The organism is Streptomyces sp. NPDC058457 (assembly GCF_042720695.1).
Lineage (GTDB): Bacteria > Actinomycetota > Actinomycetes > Streptomycetales > Streptomycetaceae > Streptomyces.
The window spans coordinates 72,636-93,491 of sequence record NZ_JBHXLU010000042.1 but is presented as its reverse complement, the minus strand read 5'-3'; the positions used below and the strand labels follow the sequence as shown (position 1 = coordinate 93,491).

Annotated in this window: 3 protein-coding genes; all 3 read right to left on the bottom strand. The window is 73.3% G+C overall.

The features are described 5' to 3' along the window. Positions 1-13,633: SDR family NAD(P)-dependent oxidoreductase (locus ACFWPS_RS29120; RefSeq protein ID WP_383709887.1), on the bottom strand; the 13,633-nt coding region annotated here is incomplete at its 3' end. Positions 13,634-13,642: 9 nt separating this feature from the next. Then, a complete protein-coding gene (locus ACFWPS_RS29115) occupies positions 13,643-19,615 on the bottom strand; it encodes an SDR family NAD(P)-dependent oxidoreductase (protein ID WP_383709884.1) in 5,973 nt (1,990 codons plus the stop codon). After that, a complete protein-coding gene (locus ACFWPS_RS29110) occupies positions 19,612-20,769 on the bottom strand; it encodes an alpha/beta fold hydrolase (protein ID WP_383709881.1) in 1,158 nt (385 codons plus the stop codon). The genes ACFWPS_RS29115 and ACFWPS_RS29110 overlap by 4 nt, the downstream gene beginning before the upstream one ends. Between the last annotated feature and the right edge of the window lie 87 nt (positions 20,770-20,856).

Sequence of the window (20,856 nt, the reverse complement as noted above, 5' to 3'; positions counted from 1 at the left end):
GTGAGGGTGAGGGGGACCGTGAGGGTGACGCCGACGCGGCCGACTGCTCAGGGGCGGATACGGGCGCGGCCCCGTCTGCGGTGGGTTCGGGGAGCCAGTAACGCTTGCGTTCGAAGGGGTAGGGCGGCAACGGGACCCTGCGTGGGGGCGTCTGCGGCCAGAGCCCGCGCCAGTCGACCGGCGCCCCGTCGACCCAGAGCCTGGCCGGCTTGGCGGGGCGGCCGCGGGAGAGGAGGCCCGCGACGAAGGACGCGCCGTCCTCGTCGTCGAAGAGGCCGCCCGCGGGCCCCGCGGTGCCGGTCACGGCGCCCGGCGCGGTGCGCCCCTCGGCCAGGGCTGTCAGCGCGTCGATCAGTCCCGCCCGGTCGGCCGCGGTGACCGCGAGGCGTTCCGGCAGCTCCGCGCGGCCCACCTGAGTGGTGTAGGCGACCTCGTGCAGAGGCACGTCGACGCGCTGTCGCAGGAACGCGGCCAAGTCCCTTGCCTGCGCTCGCAGTTGCTCAAGCGTACGGGCGGAGAGCAGCAGCCAGCGCTCGGCCTCGGGGGCGTACGGGAGTCCTTCCCCGGCCGGCTCGGTCGCCCCGGGCATCCGTGTCGCACCGGAGGCCGTGGCGGGAACGTACTCCTCGATGACGAGGTGGGCGTTGGCCCCGCCCGCGCCGAAGGAGCTGACCCCGGCCAGGCGTGGCGAAGGTCCCGGCCAGGGGCTGGGCTCGGTCGGCAGGTGGAACGGGGTCCCCGACAGTTCGATCTTCGGGTTCAGCCGGTTCAGCCGCGCGCACGGAGCGATCCGGCGGTGCCGCAACTGCAGCAGCACCTTGGTGAGTCCCGCGATGCCGGCCGCGCCCTCCAGGTGGCCGATGTTGGCCTTGACCGAGCCGAGCGCGCACTCGGCGGGTGCTTCAGGCCCGGTCAGCACCTTGGCGAGGCCCGCGATCTCGATGGGGTCGCCCAGGGCGGTGCCGGTGCCGTGAGCCTCGACGTAGCCGACGGAGCGGAGGTCGGCTCCCGAGGCGCGCCACGCTTCCCTGACGAGATCGGCCTGGGCGTTCGGGTTCGGGACGGTGTAGCCGGAGGTGCGTCCTCCCGCGTTCACGTGGCTGCCCCTGATGACGGCCCAGATCGTGTCGCCGTCGGCCTGCGCTGCGGCGAACGGTTTGAGGAGCACCGCGCCGACGCCCTCCCCCGGCGCGAACCCGTCGGCGCTCTCGTCGAAGACCTTGCACGCACCGTCACGCGAGAGCATGTTCATCGAGCTGAGCGCGATGAGGTGGGCGGGATGGAGGATGAGGTTGACTCCCCCCGCGATGGCCATGCGGCACTCTCCGCGCCGCAGGCTCTGCACCGCCAGATGGACGGCGGTCAGCGAGGACGAGCAGGCGGAGTCCACGGTGAAGCTCGGCCCGTGCAGGTCCAGCGTGTAGGAGACGCGGTTGGCGATCGACCAGGAGGGCGAGTGGCCGTCCCCGTACCGCCCCCGCGGCCAGCCTCCGGCGGCGGCAAGCTGCCCGTAGGCGCCGTACATAGTGCCCGCAAAGACGCCGGTGGACGGCTGGCGGGTGCGGGGCGAAAGGTAGCCCGCGTCTTGAAGGAGGGTCCAGGACGTCTCCAGGAAAAGCCGTTCCTGCGGGTCCATCGTCGCGGCGTCGCGCGGCAGGATCCCGAAGAAGGCCGGGTCGAACAGGTCCACGCCGTCGATGAATCCGCCCCAACGGCCGTATGTGCGCTGGGGTTGCCCGGGCTGGGAGGTGAAGTGGGTGCGCCAGTCCCAGCGTTCGGCCGGTACCTCGGTGACGCAGTCGGCGCCCTCGGAGATCTTCGACCAGAAGGTGTCGAGGTCGGGGGCGCCCGGGTACCGGCCCGTCACGCCGATCACCGCGATGGGTTCGGCCGCGTCGTCCTCGGACGGCACGTTCTCCGTGGCGATCTGCGCCTCGCGCGTGTCCGGCGGCTCCTCGGCGGGATCCTCACGGTCCTCGGGGCCGATCACGGCCGCCAAGGACGCGCCGTGGGCCTCGATGAGATGGGCAGCCAGATCCGTGATGGTCAGATGCTCGAAAAGGAGCGTGGAAGGCAGTTCGCCGAGATCGCGCTCGAACCGGTCCACCAGGGCGAGACTGACCAGGGAGTCGATGCCGAAGGTGTCGAAGCCCGCCGTCTCGTCCAGGGCCTCGACGGTGAAGTGCAGTACCTCGGCGAAGACGTCCTTGACGTAACGGCGCGCGCGGGCCGCGGTGACGGGAACCGGCTCCGTGCTCCGCGCTCCCTCCGGCCGACGGCGCGCCGCGAAGACTGCCTGCGCCAGCTCCTCCTCGGGCGTGCCGGGCAGGCCGCGGACCCGCTCGGGCGTGGTGCCGGCCGCCGTCAAGGCCGCACGCCACTGCCGGGGTGACAGCAGGGGTGCGTGCGCGAGCCGGTCGGCCGAGGTGTCGAACCGCCACCAGCCGGCGGTGAGTCCGAACGTCAAGGTGAGGAAGTCGTCCGCCCGGGTGACCTCGTTGACGAGCAGCAGCCCCCCGGGGCGGAGCAGCGAGACGACCCTTTCGAGAACGGCGGACAGGTCAGCGGTGGCGTGCAGCACGTTTCCCGCGAGGATCATGTCGTAGCCGTCCGCGGGCACGTCCAGATCCTGCTCGCGCGGGTCTCGCTCCACGTCGAAGGGTCCGAACGTCACCTCCGGACGGTCCCGGTAGCGCTCCTTGGCCCGGCCCAGGAAGGCGGGCGAGACATCGGTGTAGTGAAGACGCACCGCGACCGCCGACTCGGCACAGGCACGCAGGACGACATCGGTGCCCGCCCCGGTTCCCGCGCCGATCTCCAGGATGCGGGCGGTCCGCCCCTCGCGCCGCGCGAGCCGGGCGGCCTCGGCGGCGACCTCCTCCGCGAGCAGCGCGTGGTGGTGGTCGGCGGCCGGGTTTCCGCCGTAGACGCGGGCGAGTTCGTCCGTGGCACCCCTGGGGAACAGCACTTCGACACCGCTCACGCGTCCGGCGAGCACGTCGGGCAGCGCGTCGACGCACCGGCGCAGCAGGTCCAGATGGGCGGCGAGTCCGGGGTGACGGTCGGTGAGGTCCTCGTCCTGACCACTCCGTCGGCGACTGCCGGGCTGCAGCAGGGTGAGCATGTCTCCGGTCCGGCGGACGGTCCCCGTACGTTCCAAGATGTCCAGCAATGCGTAAAAGAGCCGCGTGTTGTCCGGGGTGAGGTGGAGCGCGGCAGCCAGCCCGCCGATGGTCGTCTCCTCGCCCACCGCGGGGATGCCGGGCAGGCCGCGGAACCGGCGGTCGAGGAGGTCGCGCGCCGTGGCGACCAGTTCGGCGTGACCGCGCACGGCCGAGGCGAGTGTGGGACGGGAGGTTGTGAGGAGGTCCGGTACGAGGTCGCTCGCCGCGCCGTTGAGGACGAGGGTCTGGGGAAGCGCCGAGGCGAGCACCCGCTCCAGGGCGGTCAGCCCCTCGGCCACCTCGATGGGTGCGATGCCCAACTCGACGAATCTGCGCCGGTACTCGGGGGTGGCGACCGCGCCGACACCGCCCCAGTAGCCCCAGTTGACCGTTGACGCCGGGACGCCCGCATGACGCAGCTCCATGGCGAGCGCGTCCTCGAACCTGCTGGCCGCCGCGTAGTTGCCCTGGCCCGCCGCCGGCAGGAAGGAGACGGCGGAGGAGAAGAACACCAGGAAGCCCAGCGGATCCTCGCGCACCGCGTCTGCCAGGGCCAGCGCGCCCTTGGTCTTGGCGTCGAGCACGGCCGTGAGGTCGCTCTCGGTCATGGTGGCGAGGGTGCTGTCCCGCAGGTCGAGGGCCGCGTGGACGACACCGTGCAGCGGGCCGGCCTCGGTGCGGGCCGCCACGACGGCGGCGCGCAGGGCCTCGGCGTCGGCGGCGTCCGCGCGCAGGTACAGGGCGCTCCCGCCGAGGGCGGTGATCTCGGCGCGAGCCGCCTCTACGCCCGCGTCCGGCGCCCGTCGTCCGAGCCAGACGAGCCGCGCTCCGTGCCGGCGCGCCAGGTGCTTGCTCAGCGCGAACCCGAGCCCGCCGGTGCCGCCGAGGATCAGATACGTGCCCCCGTCGCGCCAGGGCGCGCCCGGCGCCGACGCGGGCGCGGACACAGGCGCGGAGACCGCTTCGAGCGTACGGACGTATTCCCGTCGCCCGCGCACGGCGACCAGCGGGCGGCTCCAGTCGGCGGCGAGTATCCGGTCCGCCTCGGCGCGGGCGTCGTCCGGCTCCCCGAGGTCCAGACAACCGACCCGCCAGCGCGGGTACTCGGCGGCCATGGCCGCCGCGAGTCCGGTGACGGCGGCCGCCTCCGGGTACGGGACCTCCTCGGCACGGACGGCGACCGCGCCGCGCAGCACGATCCCGAAGGTGAGGGGCGCTCGTCCCCGGCCCGCCGCCAGCGCCGCCTTGACCGTACGGAACACAGCCTTCGTCAGATCGTTCGCGGCGGCCGGCCGGTCCAGCGGGGGCGCCGCCCGGCCGCGTCCCGGGACGACCGCGTAGACGGTGTCGTAGGGCTCCTCCCGCTCGTCGAAGACCGCCCCCGCCTCGGTGAGCGGCACACAGCGGACGACGACTCCGGGGTTCCGGCCAAGCAGAGCGTGCACCAGCGGGTCGCCCGGATCGCCCAGGACAGCGACCCGCCGAGGCGCCGACACCGGCTCCGGATCGTTCCGGGCGGGCAGCGGACTCCAGACCGGCTGGTACAGCGCGGGAGGCTCGGGGGGCGATGCGAGTGCCGGTGCCGGCGCTGGCGCTGCGGGGCGCAGGACAACCCCGTCGAGGCGTACGCAGACGCGTCCCTCGAAGTCGGCCAGCCGGACGGTGAACCGGCGGTCCGCCCCGGTACCCGGCCCCATGGCCCGGACGTGGGCGTAGCGGGGTACGGCGGCGGGATCGAGGACGCACACCTCGTCCACGGAGAAGGGCAGCAGGGGTGTTCGGGCCGTCGACGAGTCGGCGGTGCCGTCCGCGAGAAGTGCGACCACGCTCTGGAGGGCGCCGTCGAGCACGGCCGGGTGCGGCACGGTCGTCGTCTTCGTCCCGTCGAAGGAGACGGGCGCGAGCGGCAGCAGCGTTCCGATCGCCTCGTCCGGTCCGTGGGCGCGTAGTTCCGCCAGGGAACGGAAGGCGCCGCTGTAGCTCAGACCACCTCGTTCGAACGTGCGGTACAGCTCGTCGGCGCTCCAGCTGCGCGTCCCGGGACCGGTCAGGATGGCAGGGTCGAGATGCTCGCCCTGGGAGGGCGCGGGCGAAGTCCCGTCCGTGTTCTCGTCGCGACGGTCGTAGGGGGTGCGGACGTCGTGGGCGTCGTGGGCGTCACGGGGGTCGCGGGGGTCGCGGGGCAGGAGCACGCGTGCGTGTTCCGTGGCGGGTGCACCGTCGACCGTGGTGGACAGGGCGACGGTTGCCTTACCGGGCCCGGTCCGCAGCGCGAGGTGGAGCTCGGCGGAGGTTTCGACCTCCAGGGGGCGCGCCCAGCGAAGTCCACGCATGAGCAGAGGAGTTGACGCCCCTTCTGCCAGGGCCGCGGCCGCCGCGAGGCAGACGGTGGCGGTCGCGGGCAGGACGGTGCGGCCCGCGACGCGATGTCCCGCGACGATCCAGTGATCGGGGCCGATCCGCAGCGTCCTGGTCTCCTGCGCCTGGTCGACAGCGGTTCCTGCCTCCTTCTTCCGGCTGCCGACGGCCGGGTCCGGTCGCGCGGGCCAGTGGCGGTCCTTGGTGAGGGGATAGGGCGGCAGCGGCACCCGGCCGGCGGGCGGTCCGGCGAAGAGGATCTGCCAGTGAGGCAGCCGGCCCGAGCGGTACACGTCGGCAGCGGTACTCGCCGAACGGGAGGCCACGGCGTCATCCTGCGGTGCGACCGGGGCTGGGTCGGGTACGGGATCCGGTCCGTTCTCCGCGATCGTGCGGAGCCCTTCGAGCAGGCCGGTGTGGTCGGTGGTGGTGAAGGCCGCGCGTACGGCGTGGTGGCGGTGTCCGGTGGCGAGGGTGTGAGCGATGCTGCGCAGCCTTGCCGCACTCGGGCGCCCGGCGAACGCACGGGCCAGGTCGGCGGCGCGGTGGCGCAGTTCGGCGTCGGTCCGGCCCGAGACGACGATCAATTCCTCATCAGCCTCATCCGGGGTTCGCACCGGGTCCGGGCCGGTGGGAGGTGCTTCGGCGATCACGAGGTGGCAGTTGGTGCCGCTGAATCCGAAACTGCTGAGCCCGGCGATACGGCGCCCGTCGGGTCCCGGGCGCCATGGCTCCAGCGCCCGGACGACACGGCAGGGGCCGGCGTCCAGATCGATACGGGGGTTGATGTGCGGCGAACCGAGCGTCGGCGGAAGCGCGCGGTGGCGCAGGGCGAGCAGCACCTTGATCAGCCCCGCCACGCCCGCTGCCGTGGTCGTGTGCCCGATGTTTCCCTTGACGGAGCCGAGGCCGATGGTGCCGGGTTCGGCGGCGGTCGGCCCGAAGACCGCGTTGAGGGCCTTCACCTCGATGGGGTCACCCAGTTCGGTGCCGGTGCCGTGCGCTTCGATGTAGCCGACGTCCTGGGGACCGATGCCGGCCAGTTCTTGTACTCGGGTGATGAGTTCGCTCTGCGAGGTGGCGCTGGGCGCGGTGATGCCGTTGGTCCTGCCGTCGCCGTTCACGCCGGACGCCAGGATGACGCCGTGGATGTGGTCGCCGTCCGCGACGGCCCGGTCCAGCGGCTTGAGGACGACGACACCGACCGCCTCGCCCAGCACGATGCCGTCGGCCTCCGCCGCGAACGGTGTGCAGCGGCCGGTCGGCGACAGCATCCCCGACTTGCTGGTCCAGATGTGCATCTTCGGTGTGGACAGCACGGACACTCCGCCCGCGATGGCGGTCTCGCACTCTCCGCGCAGAAGACTCGCGCAGGCCAGGTCGACGGCGACGAGCGAGGAGGAGCACGCGGTGTCCACGGCGAGCGTGGGACCGGTCAGGTCGAGCAGGTAGGCGATGCGGGCGGCGAGCACGGAAGGGGCGTTGCCCAGGAAGGCGCCGCTGGTGCCCGCTGTCCCCTGCTCGGTGAGCAGATCGATGTAGTCGCCCGTCGCGCATCCGGCGAAGACACCCCAGCGACGAGGACCGGCGGCCGGCCCCGCGTACCCGGCGTTCTCCAGCGCGCGCCACGCCTCCTGGAGGAACAGCCGCTGCTGGGGGTCCATGGTCTCGGCCTCGCGCGGCGGCAGTTGGAAGAAGGACGCGTCGAAGGCGTCGACGTCCGGCATCAGCGCCGCCCACTTGCTGTAGGTCCGGTCGGGAACTCGCCGGTCGGCAGCGAAGTGAGCCTCCACGTCCCACCGTTCGGGCGGCACGTCGCGGATGGCACAGCGGCCCGCGGCCAGGTTCTCCCAGAAGGCCTCGGGATCGGTCGCATCCGGGAAACGCCCGGACAGACCGATGACAGCGATCGACCGGGAGGAGACGGGCCCGGGGCCCCCTTCGGCATCGCTCACGGTCCGCGCCTCGTCGGCGACGCGCTCGACCGGGGCGAGAAGCACCTGCCCGGCGCCTGGGGCAGCGGAGGGGGACGCCGCCGGGCCGGCTCCCGTGGCGGACGCCCCGACGCTTCCCGCCGACGACGCCCCCGGGGTTCCCGCGTGCTGCCCTTCAGCTCCTTCCACGCTCGGCGCCCGGACGGTGCCCGCAACCGACGCCTCATCGGTGTCCGCAACCGGCGCCCCGCCCGTCCCCGCAACGGACACCCCCGCAACTCCCCCATTCGGCTCCCCTACAGCACTCGCAGCACGCACAGGGGAAGCCGTCGCTTCCCGGTACAGGGCCGCTGTCCCCTCCAAGTCGGCTCGTACCGCCTCCGTGAGGGCGGGGACCGTCGGGTGGTCGTAGACGGTGACCGAGTCCAGGTCGGTGCCGAGTCTGCGATTGAGGCGGCCGATCAGTTCCACGGCGCCGACCGAGTCGAGCCCCATCTCGGCCAGGCTGCGCGCCTCGTCGATCTCGTCGGGCCGCAGGAACAGCACCTCTCCGACGCTCTCCTCGATCGCAGCCCTGACCGCCTCCGCGCTGATGCGGGACTCCTGCACCGGGTGCTCCTGCCGGATGCCGGCGGCCTGCGCAGGCGTACTCTGCCCTTCCAGGGCACCGAACCGCTGGGCCACCAACCGCCGCGCATCCTCCCCCAGCACCTCCCGGTGCATCGCCACCTCGCTCTCGATGACCGGCGCCAGGTCACTCCACGCGCGCCGCGCCAGTTCGGACTTGAGGGCACGCACCGCTGCGGGCGCGTGCTGGGCCACCGCGCGGGCCAGGGCGAGGGCGTTGGGCAGCACGTCCTTTCCCTTCAGGACGAGCAGGTCTGCGCCCCTGGCGGCGAGTTCGCCCCCGCGCAGGGCGCGACCCGTGAACAGCATTTCGGCCGCGGTGACGGCGCCGAGCCGTCGTGCGAGGACGTGGCTGGCGCCGAGGCCGGGAGTGAATCCGTAGGAGAGGAAGTTGGCGCGGTACTCGGCCTCCTCGGCGAGGACCACGATGTCCGCGTGGAGGCCGAAGGTGAAGCCGCCGCCGGCGGCGTGCCCCTGCATCGCGCAGATCACCGGCCGGTCGCAACGGGCCAGCCCCTGGTAGAGGAAGGGAACGTCGGAGAAGCTCGCCTCGCCCGCGGCGATCGAGTCCAGGGCGCGCTCATCGCCGCCCATGCTGAACATCCGGCCGGTGCCGGTCAGTACGACGGCGCGTACGGCGTCGTCCTCGGCAATGCGGCCGAAGGCCGACTCCAACTCCTCGACCATGCCGTCGCCGAACGTGGCCGACCGCAGGGTGACGAGGGCGATGCCCCCGTCGAGAAGCCGCAGTTCTACAGCGCCGACGTCAACCGGTTCCATGTCTCCGCCCTGTTCCACGCCGTTTTCCGCATCGTCGTCCGACACGCTCTCGTCCGGCGCGGGACGAGCCGCCACGCCGTCCGCCGTCGCCCGTTCCGCGCGCCAACCGCCGAGCCGGCACGGCTCCTCCTGGAAGGGGTAGCCCGGCAGCGGCACCCGGCACGGGCGGGTCGCCGGGTCGTAGCACTCCTCCCAGGGCAGGTCCACGCCCGCCGTCCAGCTCTCCGCGCACTGGCGCGGGCGTCCGTTCCGGAAGGCGGCCACGCACTCCTCGGTGGATGGGACGACCGCGTCCGCGTCCTCATTCCAGTACTCGCCGCGCGCCCGGTCCGCGAGGGCGCCGTCCGCGTACCGGCCCAGGGAGGTGACGAGGTGTTCGACAGAGTCCGTCAGTACCGCGAGCCTGATGGCCATCGGGGCGCGCCCGACCTGAAGGCTGTACGTGATGTCGTCGAGGGCGTCGGGGCCGGTGTCCGCCGGCGCCGCGCAACGGCCCGCCAGTTCGCCGAGGGTCTCCTCCAGGCCCACCCCGGCCAGGTCGGGGGCGGCCAGGTCGGGGACGGTGGAGAGCAGGGCGGGGAGGGCCGTCAACTGGATGTGGTCCACGCCCAGTTCGGCGAGGGTCGCGCGGGGGTCCCGCGCATCCGGCGGAATGGCGAGCGCTTCGGCCAGCGCGTCCACAGCGCGGTCCTCGGCCACCGTCTCCCGGCGGGGCGGGGTGGTCGCCCGGAGGCGGTCGGCCAGGGTACGCGCGTATTGCCGCAGGGTGTCCTCGTCCTTGGCGGACAGTACGGCGAGACGTGCGCCGGTGGGGTGTGCGCGGGTCCTCGGTGCGGCGGACCGGTTCACGTACTCCTCGATCAGGACATGGGCGTTGGAGCCGCCGGCCCCGAACGCGCTGACCCCCGCCCGCAGCGCCCGCTCCCCCTGGCGCGGCCAGGGGGTGGCCCGCAGCGGTACCTCGAACGGGGTCGCGGAGAAGTCGATGTGCGGGTTCGTCTCCTGGGCGTGCAGGGAGGGGGCGACCGTGCCGTGCCGCAGTTGCAGCAGCACCTTGGTGACGCCCGCGATGCCTGCCGCGCCTTCCAGGTGGCCGACGTTGGACTTCACCGAGCCGAGCAGACACGGTGCGACGCCGGGCGGCCTCGTCCCGAACACCCGTGCGAGCGCCGTCACTTCGATGGGGTCTCCGAGTGCGGTGCCGGTGCCATGGGCCTCGACGTAGCCGACGGTCGCCGGGTCCCAGCCCGCGCGCTGGAGCGCGGCGCCGACCAGCCGGGCCTGTGCGTCGGGGCTCGGGACCGTGGCGCCCCCGGTGCGGCCCGCGTGGTTGATCGCGGTGGTGCGGATGACGCCGTACACGTGGTCGCCGTCCGCGCGCGCCTTGCCGAGCGGCTTGAGGAGGAGGGCGCCCACCCCCTCGCCCGGCACGTAGCCGGTGCCGTTCTTGCCGAAGCTGCGGCAGCGGCCGTCCGTGGAGAGCCACTGCCCTTGGGCGAGCTGCAGGTACTTCTGCGGGTGTGTGGTGACATTGACCCCACCGGCCAGCGCCAGCGCGGATCCTCCGGTGCGCAGACTCTCCACCGCGAGGTGGAGGGCGGTGAGCGAGGAGGAGCACGAGGTGTCGGTGGCGATGCTGGGGCCGGTGAGGTCGAAGGTGTAGGAGACGCGGTTGGGGATCGAGCTGTGCAGCGCGAAGGGGGCGACGCCGTCGGGCGCGCCCTCGGCGAGCTGGTAGTGGTTCCACATCACGCCGGCGAAGACACCGACGGCCTCGCCGCGCAGGGTGTGCGGCGGGTATCCCGCGTCCTCCAGAGCGTGCCAGCAGGTGGAGAGGAAGAGCCGTTCCTGCGGGTCCATCCGTTCGGCCTCACGGCGGGAGATCCCGAAGAACAGCGGATCGAAGTGGTAAGCGCGGTCGAGGAAGCCGCCCCACTTGCCGTACGTGCGCCCCGCCGCGCCCTTGGCAGGGTCGTAGTAGAGGCTGTGGTCCCAGCGGTCCGCGGGGATCTCGGTCACGCAGTCGTCGCCGTCGACCAGGCGCTGCCAGAACGCGTCGAGGTCCGGCGCCCCGGGGTAGCGCCCCGCCATGCCGATGACGGCGACCGCGCCGTCGTCCGGGTCCGGTGCGGGGGGCGGAGCCATGGTCGGCCGACTCTCCGGCGCGAGCGTCCTCGCCTCCGGCGCCGCCTCACGCAGCAGCGAGCCGAGCGCGTCGGGGAGGCCGTGCAGGACGGCCGTTCTGGCATGGCCGGAATGCAGCACCCACTCCAGCGCGTGCAGGCCCTCGTCCGTGGCCAGCGGAAAGACCCCCGTGGTCCGGCCGGCGCCGAGGACCCGGTCGGCGGAGAGCCGCATGCCGCCCTCTGCCCAGTAGGTCCAGTCGATGGCGATGCTGCGGCCGTGCCGGTCGGTACGCGCGGCACGCCGGTGGGCGAAGGCGCCCAGGAAGGCGTTGGCGGCCGCGTAGTCGCACTGCCCGGGGTTGGGCACGATCGCGGACAGGGAGGAGAACAGGGCGAAGAAGTCCAGGTCGTCGGTGGCGGTGGCCGCGTCCAGGTGCAGGGCGCCGAGGGCCTTGGGCGCCAGGACTCGGGTGATCTCCTCCGGGTGCTTGTGCGGGTACACCCCGTCCGCGCGGACACCGGCCAGGTGCAGTACGCCGTCGATACGGCCGAACGCGGCCCGTGTCTCCTGTGCGGCACGGACGGCCTGCTCGGGGTCGGTGACGTCGGCCTGTACGTACCGGGCTTCTCCCCCGCGCCAGTTGCCGAGTTCGGCCGACAGCTCCGGTGGCAGGGAACCGCGGCCGGCCAGGACCACGCGGGCGGTGTACCGCTCGACGAGGTGTCGTGCGACCAGCTTGCCGAGTCCGCCGGCCCCGCCGCTGATCAGGTACACGCCCTGGTGGCGCAGTGCTCCCGGGGCGTCCCCGGACGGCGGGGGCGCGGGCAGCCAGCGCCGGACCAGCCTGCAACCGCCCTCGTGGCGGACCTCCGACTCGTCGGAGGGATCGAGCACCGCCTCCCGAACGAGTTCGCGGACGTCCTCGGCGGTGGCGGCGCCGCCACTCGCGGCGGGGGCCGACACGACTCTGCATCGCAGGCGGGGTGTCTCCGCGGTGACGGTCCGGGCCAGGGCCGCGAGGGCGGCGGGGACGGGCGCGTGTGCGTCGGTGCCGGGACAGATGACGTGCAGTCGTACGCCTGCGGTACCGCCGCGGTCGATCAGGGCCCGTGCGGTGTGCCAGAGGGCGACGCACGCGTCGGTGACGCCGGTCTCGTCGGCGGTACCGGGCAGGACGAGAGCCACTTCGGCCGCCGCGCCGCTGCCCGGGTCCACGAGCGCGTCGAGAGCGCGGGCGGCCTCGGCCGCCGCGGCGGCGTGGCTGTCCTGGTCGAGCCGTGGTTCCGCTGTATCGACGGTGCGGAGCGCGGGGACCGCCCCGTGCGGGAGTTCCGTGAGGTGGCGGCGCGGTCCCATGACGACGAGTGGGCCGGGACTCCCCACGTCGCGGCGCGGTACTTCCTCTTGTAGCCAGCGGTCGACCAGACAGCGGGTGCGGGCTTCTCCGGCCTGGGGGCCGTCGGCGGCGGCGCCGGCGGGTGCCTCTGCGGGTACGTCGGCAGGGCCCGCCGGGGTTTGGATGTCGAACTCGGCCGCCAGATGCGCGGCGAGGCTGTTGATGTCGCTGTACTCGAACAGCAGGGTCGGATAAAGGGGTGCGCCGACGACCTGTTCCAGTTCCCGGCCCAGGGCGAGCAGCGCGACGGAGTCCAGGCCGAGGTCGTAGAAGCCGGTCTGGGCGTCGACGGACTCCGGAGCGCGTTCGAGGACGGCGCCGACCAGTCCCCGTAGAAGCGCCACGACGTCCGTGGTCGTGGCCCGCCCGGCGGGCGGCGCGGCAGCCTCGGCGGAGGCGCCGCGTCGAGAACCGGGGGACTCGGCGCGTTTCCAGGTCACGCCGGTGCATGCGGCCACGAACCGTCCGTCGTCGTCGTGGAGTGTCAGATCGCGCGTCAGGGCCACGCCGCCACCGGCCGCGGTGGGTCCTGCCGGTGCGGGCACCAGAACGTGGCAGCTGCCCGTGGGGGTGCGCGGTGCCCTGAACTCGCGGATGTGCACGAGGAGATACGGCTCGCCCGGTGCGGAGCCCTCGGGTTCGGGGAACGCCACGAGGGTGGCGGCGTCCAGCAGCGCGGGGTGCAGGGCGAACCCGGCCGCGCCCGCCGTGTCCGGTTGTTCGAGGCGCAGCGTGGCGAGGGTGTGGGTGGCGGTCCGGTGGAGGGTGCCGGTACAGCGCATCGGCGCGTCGTGCACCACTTTCCTCGCGGCGGCCGCCCGGTAGCGATCCGCCATGGCCGTCGTCGTGGTCGCCGTCGGCGCGGACAGGGCGCCGGGGTCGATGTCAGGTGGCCGGGGCTCGTCCTCGTAGTGGAGCGAAGCGGTGAGATGCTCCTGCCAGTCGGTGGGTTGGCCGTCCTCGCGCAGGGCGCGGCTGCGTACCCGTACGTCGTGGACGCGGCGCGCGTCGGGGTCCGACACGGTGCAGTGGATCTGCCGGTCGCAGCCGTCCACGGCGGTCAGCGGGCGCACGAAGACGATGTCGCGCAGGACCGCTCGGGCCCGGTCCTCGCCCGCCGCGGCCAGCATGCGGTGCACGAGGTCGAGGAAGGCCGCGCCCGGCAGTACGGCGACGCCGTCCACCCGGTGCGCACCGAGCACGAAGTCGTCTGTGGTCACCGTCGTGCGGCACTCAACTGCGGTCATGGGACTCCCTCACACAGCGTTCGACCGGTGGGCGGGCGCGATGTCGCGTCCGCCGACGGTCAGTTCGAGGTCCAGGAACGAGGAGCGGGTGGGCGCGGTCGCCGTCCGCTCCTCCCGCCGTGGTTCCAGCCACAGTCGGCGGCGGTGGAAGCCGGGTGGCGGCAGGGGGCTGCGTCGCACGGGCCGCCCCTCGCGCTCCGCCGGGTCGAGCGCGGCCGCGATGAGGTGGGCGTTGGTGCCACCGAGCCCGAAGGAACTCAGTCCCGCCACGCGCTCAGCCGCTCCCGAAGGCCACGGCGAAAGGCGGGTGTTGGGGAAGAAGGGGGAGGTGGAGAAGTCGAAGCGCGGGTTGGGGCGGTCACAGGAGAGCGTGGCGGGGATCAGTCCGTGCTCCAGGGCGAGGACGGTCTTGGCGAGTCCCGCGATGCCCGCGGCTGACAGGAGGTGGCCCAGGTTGGTCTTGACGCTGCCTATGGCGCACGATCCGGGGCCCACTCCGGCGAACACGTCGGTGAGGGACCGCAGTTCGATGGGGTCGCCGATCAGGGTGCCGGTGCCGTGCGCCTCCACCATCCCGATCTCATCGGGGCGCCGGCCCGCGTCCTGAAGCGCGCGCCGCACGACGCGCGCCTGGGCCTCGGGGCTGGGGGTGGTGACGCCCATGGTGCGGCCGTCGTTGTTGACGGCCACCGCTTCGATGACGGCGTGGACGCGGTCCCCGTCCGCGAGGGCCGCGGCGAGCGGCTTGAGCAGGACGACCCCGCACCCCTCGGCCGGTACGAAACCGTCGGCGCGCTCGTCGAACGTGGCGCATCTGCCGGAGGGCGAGAGCGCGCGGGCCGCGCTCAGTTCGAGGTAGGGCTTCTCGTCCAGCAGAATCTCGACGCCGCCCGCGAGGGCGAGCCGCGACTCCCCCGCCAGCAGGCTGCGCACGGCGAGTTGCACACTCACCAGCGACGACGAGCAGGCGCTGTCGACCACGAGGTTGGGGCCGCGGAAGTCGAAGTGGTGTGCCACGTGCGCGGCGATGAAGTTCTGGTCGGAGCGGAGCGCGCCGGACCAGGTGCCGGCCCGTGCCCCGTAGTCGGACATCCGGGCGCCGACGAACACGCCCACGTCCTGGCCCGCGAGCTCGCCGTCGTCGTACCCGGCTTCACGGACACAGGCCGCGGATCCTTCGAGGAAGAGCCGGATGGCAGGGTCGAGGCAGGTGGCTTCCTCGTCGCCGAAACCGAAGTAGGCCGGGTCGAAGTCCTCGATGCCCTCGACGAACCCGCCCCACTTGCTGATGCTGCGGGCCGGGGCCCGCTCCGGCCGGTACCAGCGGTGTACGTCCCACCGGGAGGCGGGCACCTCGGTGACGGCGTCGCGGCCGGCAAGCAGCCCCGCCCAGAAGGAGTCCACGTCCGGGGCGCCGGGGAACCGGGTGGCAAGACCGATCACCGCGATCCGGTTGTCCGGCGTACGTTCCTGGGGCGACGGCGGACGGTCGGACGGGACCCGTTCCTCGGGCGGTGCGGCGTGGGCCGTAGGCTCGGCCCGCTGGACTCCGAGGTGAGCGGCGAGGGCGTCGAGGGTCGGGTGTTCGAGCAACGCGGCCGGGTGCAGGGGCCTCTCGATCCGGTCCTCGATCATGCGCAGCAGTTCGCCGAGCATGATCGATTCCACGCCGAGGTCGCTGAAGGACGTCGAGGTGTCGAGGGCGTCGGCCGGCATGCGCAGCGTGTCCGCGAAGATGTCGATCAGCCAACGGGGCGGGCCCATAAGGGACTCGGGTGGCTCAGGTGGTTCAGGTGACTCGGGTTGCTCGGGCGGAACAGGCGACTCGGGCATGGCGACAGTGGCGTCCCTTCGCAGCAGGACCAGCCGGTCGGGATCGGGAGGCGGTGCGCCCTCCTGCGGGGCGGCCGGCAGGATCCGGGAGCCGGAGGGCAGGGCGAGCGCCCGTTCCAGGACACGAAGTCCTTCGGCGTCGGTGAGCGGACCGATACCCACCGGGGCGCAAGGGTTGGGCAGGTGCCGGGTGCCGCCGCTCTGCGCCCACTGGGGCCAGTCGACGGAGATCACTCGGGGGCGGTCCATACCGGATCGGCTTGCGGCGGCGAAGTCGAGCAGCCCGTTGGCGGCCGCGTAGTCGGTGCACCCCGCCGCGAGGGACGGCACCGCGCTGCACACCGAGGAGAACAGGAGGAGGAAGTCCGGGTCGTCGCCCTGGTCCGCCGAGTCCGCCAAGGTGGCGAGCAGTGCTTCCAGGCCGTCGGCCTTGGGGTCCAGCACTTCCCTCGCCTCGTCGAGCTCCAGGTGTGCGAAGCCGTCGGTGGCGCGGGCGGGCCGTCCCGCGCAGTGCACAATGCCGCCGATGCGGGAGACGGTCCGCCGCACCTCCGCGAGCATCGCCCCGAGCGCCTGCCGGTCGGTGAGCGGCGCCCGGTGCACCCGCACGTCCACGCCCCGCTCCCGCAACTCGCGTACCGTCGCGGCCGATTCGGTAGCCGCGGGGTCGTCGTCGGCCACGCCCCCCGGCCGGGGTGTCCCGCACAGGACGAGGGTGCGGGCACCGCGTTCCGCCAGCAGCCGGGCGACGCGGGCGCCGATCCCGCGCGTTCCGCCGGTGATCACGTAGGCGGCGTCGGGGTCGGTGCGCAGGGGCTGCCAGGGCGCGCGCACCGGGCGCAGTTCGGGAAGCAACCGGGCCCCCGCCCGATGGCACACCTCCCCCACGGCATCCTTCGCCGACCACTCCGCGAGGATCTGGGTCACGAGGTCCTCCTCGTGACCGGGACCGGTGTCGGTGTCGAGGACCGAGGCCCTGAGACGGCGGTACTCCGCACCGATGACGCGAACGAAGGCGGCGGTCCTGGCGCCCGCCTGATTCGTGGACGGTCCGTCGAGGCTCTGCAGCCCCGAGGTGACCTGGAGGACACGCAGTCCGGCGACCGCCCGCTCGCCCACCAGCGTCCGCAGCACGGCGAGCCGGGCCCGCCACAGTCCGCACTCGACGGGCGAGCGGTGCAGATCCGCCAGGTCGAGCAGGCCGACGGGCCCGGTGTGATCGTCGAGGAAGCTGCGGACGATGTCCTGCGCCCCGGTCTCGTCGACGTAGCCGGGTACGCCGTCCCGCAGTTCGCCGCCCTCACGGACCAGCAGCACGCGCCGCCCGCCGAGCCGCTGCGCCAGGGCGCGGGCCACCGGCTGCGAGGCGTCCGAGAACAGGCAGAGCAGCGCCTCGTCCGGTGCACCGGACACCGTGGGCAGGGCCCCGACGGACCGCCAGCCGCGGGTGTACAAGGGGATGTCGTCCCGGACGGGCTCGGCGACGCGGGTGTCAGCGGCCACCGGTGCCGCGGCGATGGCGGTCGTGGTGGCCTCATCCAGTTGCGGCGGCCAGCAGCGCATCCGGGCGAACGGGTACGAGGGCAGCGGCACGAGACGCGGTGCGTACCGGGTGTCGGCCGAGCGCACGTCCGCCCACGTGACCCGGCCGCCGTCGACCCAGTGCCGGGCCAGGGCGGCCAGGTCGTCCGAGGCGGGCGAGGAGTACTCCGAGCCTCCGCGGATGCGGCCGTGGAAGGCGTGCGGATCGTCCCTGACGGCCTCGGGGCCACCGTCGGCGAAGCGTTCCAGGCGCTCGCGCAGTCCCGCGAGGTCCGTGGCGAGGACCGCCAGCCGCTCCCGCAGCGGCTCCCGCCCTACGTACAGGGTGTACGCGAGATCGACGAGGTCGGCCGCGCTGTGCCCGTCCCGCTCGCGGAGCGCTGCCGCCAGGCGTCCCGCCACGGCTCGCAGGCTCCGCTCGTCGTAGGCCGAGAGCGGGAAGAAGAGCGGTCCGGCGACGGTGGCCGCGCTCTCCCCGCGCGGGGCTGCGGGAGGCGCCTCCTCCACGATGAGATGCGCGAGTGTGCCGCCCGCGCCGAAGGAGCTGATCCCGGCCCTGCGGGGGTGTTCGCCCGCGGGCCAGTCGGCGGCCGTGCGCTGCACCCGGAAGGGCACGGAGTCCCAGTCGATGCCGGGGTTCAGCTCCTCCGCGTGCAGGGACGGCGCGAAGCTGCCGTGCCGCATCTGAAGGATGACCTTGGTGAGTCCCGCGATGCCCGCCGCCGGTTCCACGTGGCCGAGGTTGGACTTGACGGACCCGATGGGGATGGTCCCCGGCGCGAGGCCCCGGCCGCCGAAGACCTCGCCGAGCCCCGCGATCTCGACCGGGTCGCCCAACGACGTACCGGCCCCGTGCGCCTCGATGTAGCCGATGGTGTCGGCGGGCACCGACGCGTCCCGCAGGGCGGCGGCGACCATGGCGGCCTGTGCGCGCGGGTTCGGGACGAGGAAGCCGTTGGTGCGGCCGGCGTGGACGGTGGCGCTGCCGCGCAGTACCGCGTGGACGCGGTCGCCGTCGGTGAGCGCGGCGCGCAGGGGTTTGAGGAGCACGACGCCAGCACCCTCCGCGGGCACGAAGCCGTCGCCGTCCGCGCCGAAGCTGCGGCAGCGCCTTCCTCGCGCGGTGAGCCGCATGCGCTGTTGCTGGCGGAACTTGTTCGGGTGGACGGACAGGTTCACACCTCCCGCCAGGGCCGCCTCCACCTCGCCGGAGCGCAGGGCCCGTATCGCCAGGCCGATGGCGACCAGCGACGACGAACACATCGTGTCCACGGTCAGGCTGGGGCCGTTGAGGTCGAAGTGGTAGGAGACCCGGTTGGCGATCCCGCCCAGGGTGGTCCCCGTGTCGAGCGGGGCGCCGCGCAGCGTCGACTCCACTCCGAAGTAGGGGTACTCGTTGTACATGGCGCCCGCGTAGACGGCCACCTTTCCGGCGTGCCGCTCGCGCAGCCGGCTGCGCGGATATCCTGCGTCGTCCAGCGCCTCCCACACCACTTCGAGAAAGATCCGCTCCTGAGGGTCCATCAGGTCGGCGTCGCGCGGGGTGATGCCGAAGAGCAGGGGGTCGAAGGCGTCGATGCGGTCGAGGAAGCCGCCGTGCGCGAGGTCGGCGGGCCAGTCGTCCCGCGCCCGGTCCGCGGGCAGGGTCGTCACGCAGTCGGTGCCGCTGACCAGACGCTGCCAGAGCGTGTCGAGGTCGGCTGCCTGGGGGTAGCGTCCCGCGATGCCGATCACGGCCACGGCGCCGTCGTCGTCGTGCGGCTCCTCAGCGGCCCGGTCGGTGCCGCGTGCCGCGGTGTGCCGGGGGTCGTCGTCCGGGCGGTCCGCCGTCCGCAGGTGCGGGTGGCGGCGGGCCAGTTCGTCCGCCACACCGGCGAGGTCGGCGTGGGCGTAGAACAGCGTGCGGTCCCGCTCGCCCAGTTCCTCCTCCAGCCGTGCGTTCAGTCGCGAGACGAGGAAGGAGCTGAGGCCGTACCGGTCCAGTGGCGTACGGGGTTCGAGTTGCTCGGGCGACAGACCGGACACCTGCGCGTACGTCCGGGTCAACCAGGCGAGAGCGGCCGCCGCGTCGGCGGCGTGCCCCCTGTCGCCCCTGTCGTACGGGGCCGTCGTCCGAAGCGGGTGGGTCTCCTGCCCGGCGTCGACCGTCTCGTCGCCCCAGGTGGAGGTGGGCAGCGAGACGCGTCCGGCCGGCTGCGTCCAGTACGCGCGCCAGTCCACGGGCGCGCCGTGCACCCAGACGCGGGCCGCCTCGCATTCCGTCGTCGCGGCGGTACCGCTCGCGCTGATCGACGCACTGACCGCGCCGCCCCCGTCGTCGGAGGTGCCCGTAGCCAGTGCGGGGTGCGACCGACCCGCGAGGTAGGCGTCAAGTGCCTCGCCGACGTCGGTCAGTTCGGTCACGGTAATCGCGAGACGGTGTTCCAGCTCGGCCCTTCCGGTCTGCAGGGTGTACGCCACGTCGGCGAGCGGCAGTTCCCGTTGCCCGTCCGGCCCGGCGGCTTCGACGAGGTGCTCCCGCAGGAGGCGGGCGCTCGCCCTGAGCCCGGCCGGGCCGGAGGCGGAGAGGACGACGGCGTGCGGGGCGGCGGCCTGGTCGCGGTTCACAGTTCCCCCCGGGTGATGAAGCGCGTGGCCAGGTCGAGCATCGCGTTCCCGGCCCGGAAGAGCCCGAGATGGTCTCCGCTGTCGGCCACCACCAGACGTGCGTCGGGCAGCGCCGCGGCGACGTAGCGGGAGCCGTCAGGGTGGGCGGTGTCGTCGTCCACGCTCGTCACCACCAGCGCGGGCTGTTCGATGCGGGGCAGTTGCGTGGCCACGTCGGCGCCCATGAGGGCGCCGTTGAGCTGGCAGTAGCGAAAGAGCAGTTCGGGGGTGGCGTACGGGTAGAGCACGAGGTGGGCGAGGCCCGGCGGGACGGTGGTCAGCATCGACTGGCAGAGCACGGCGTGCACGCTGCTCGCGCTCACCCGGTTCTCCGCGGCCATGGCCATGAACGCCTGGAGGTTGCGCTGATGGCTCGTCTTCGGCGCATGCTCGCCCAGTTCGAAGTCGCCGTGCCAGAGGCTGAGTGAGCCGACCCGCTCCGGACGCGCGCCGGCGGCACGCACCGCGAGGACGGCGCCGCCGCAGAGGCCGACGACGTGGGCCCGCCGCAGACCGAAGTGGTCCATGACCGCGAACAGGTCGCCGACCTGGGCGGCGACGTCGGTCGCGCCGCCGCCTCCGCCCGTGTCCACGAACAGACCCCGGCTCTCCCAGGTGACCACCCGGTTGTGCACCGCGAGTCTGCGCATCCACACCTCGGCGAGCCGGGCCGGCATGCCACAGGCCGACGCGAGGACCACCCCGGGGGCGTCCGGATCGCCGGCCGCGTAGCCGGGGAGTGCGGCGCCGTCCGCGGCGCGCACGGTGTCCCGCTCGCAGAAGCTGTCGAAGTCGAGGGCGAGGGCGGAGTCCACTGTCGTCTCGAACTCGTCGGAATCCTCGTCCGTGGTCGTGGCCGTGAGCGATGCCTCCAGCCGTTCCAGTGCGAGACGGGCGCTGACGACCCGGCCGAAGGGGCTCAGGTTCCTGCGGTTGGTCAGCCGCATCGGCGGCACGTGAAGCTGTTCCGTGACCCGGTCCAGGACGCGCTGGAGCCCTCGTCGGTCGGCGGGCGCCACGTGCAGGGGAGGCGCCAGCGCGTGGGCCAGCGGACCGACGTCCTTCACCGCTTTCGTCAGTTCGGCCACAGCACGCCGCGTCTCAAGGCTGAGCACTCTTTCGTCAGCTCCTTTTTCCGGCCAGGCTTTGCCAGCAGGCTAGGGAGGCGCTCCGGACCCGGCTGCTCAGTGTTGAGCAGGGCG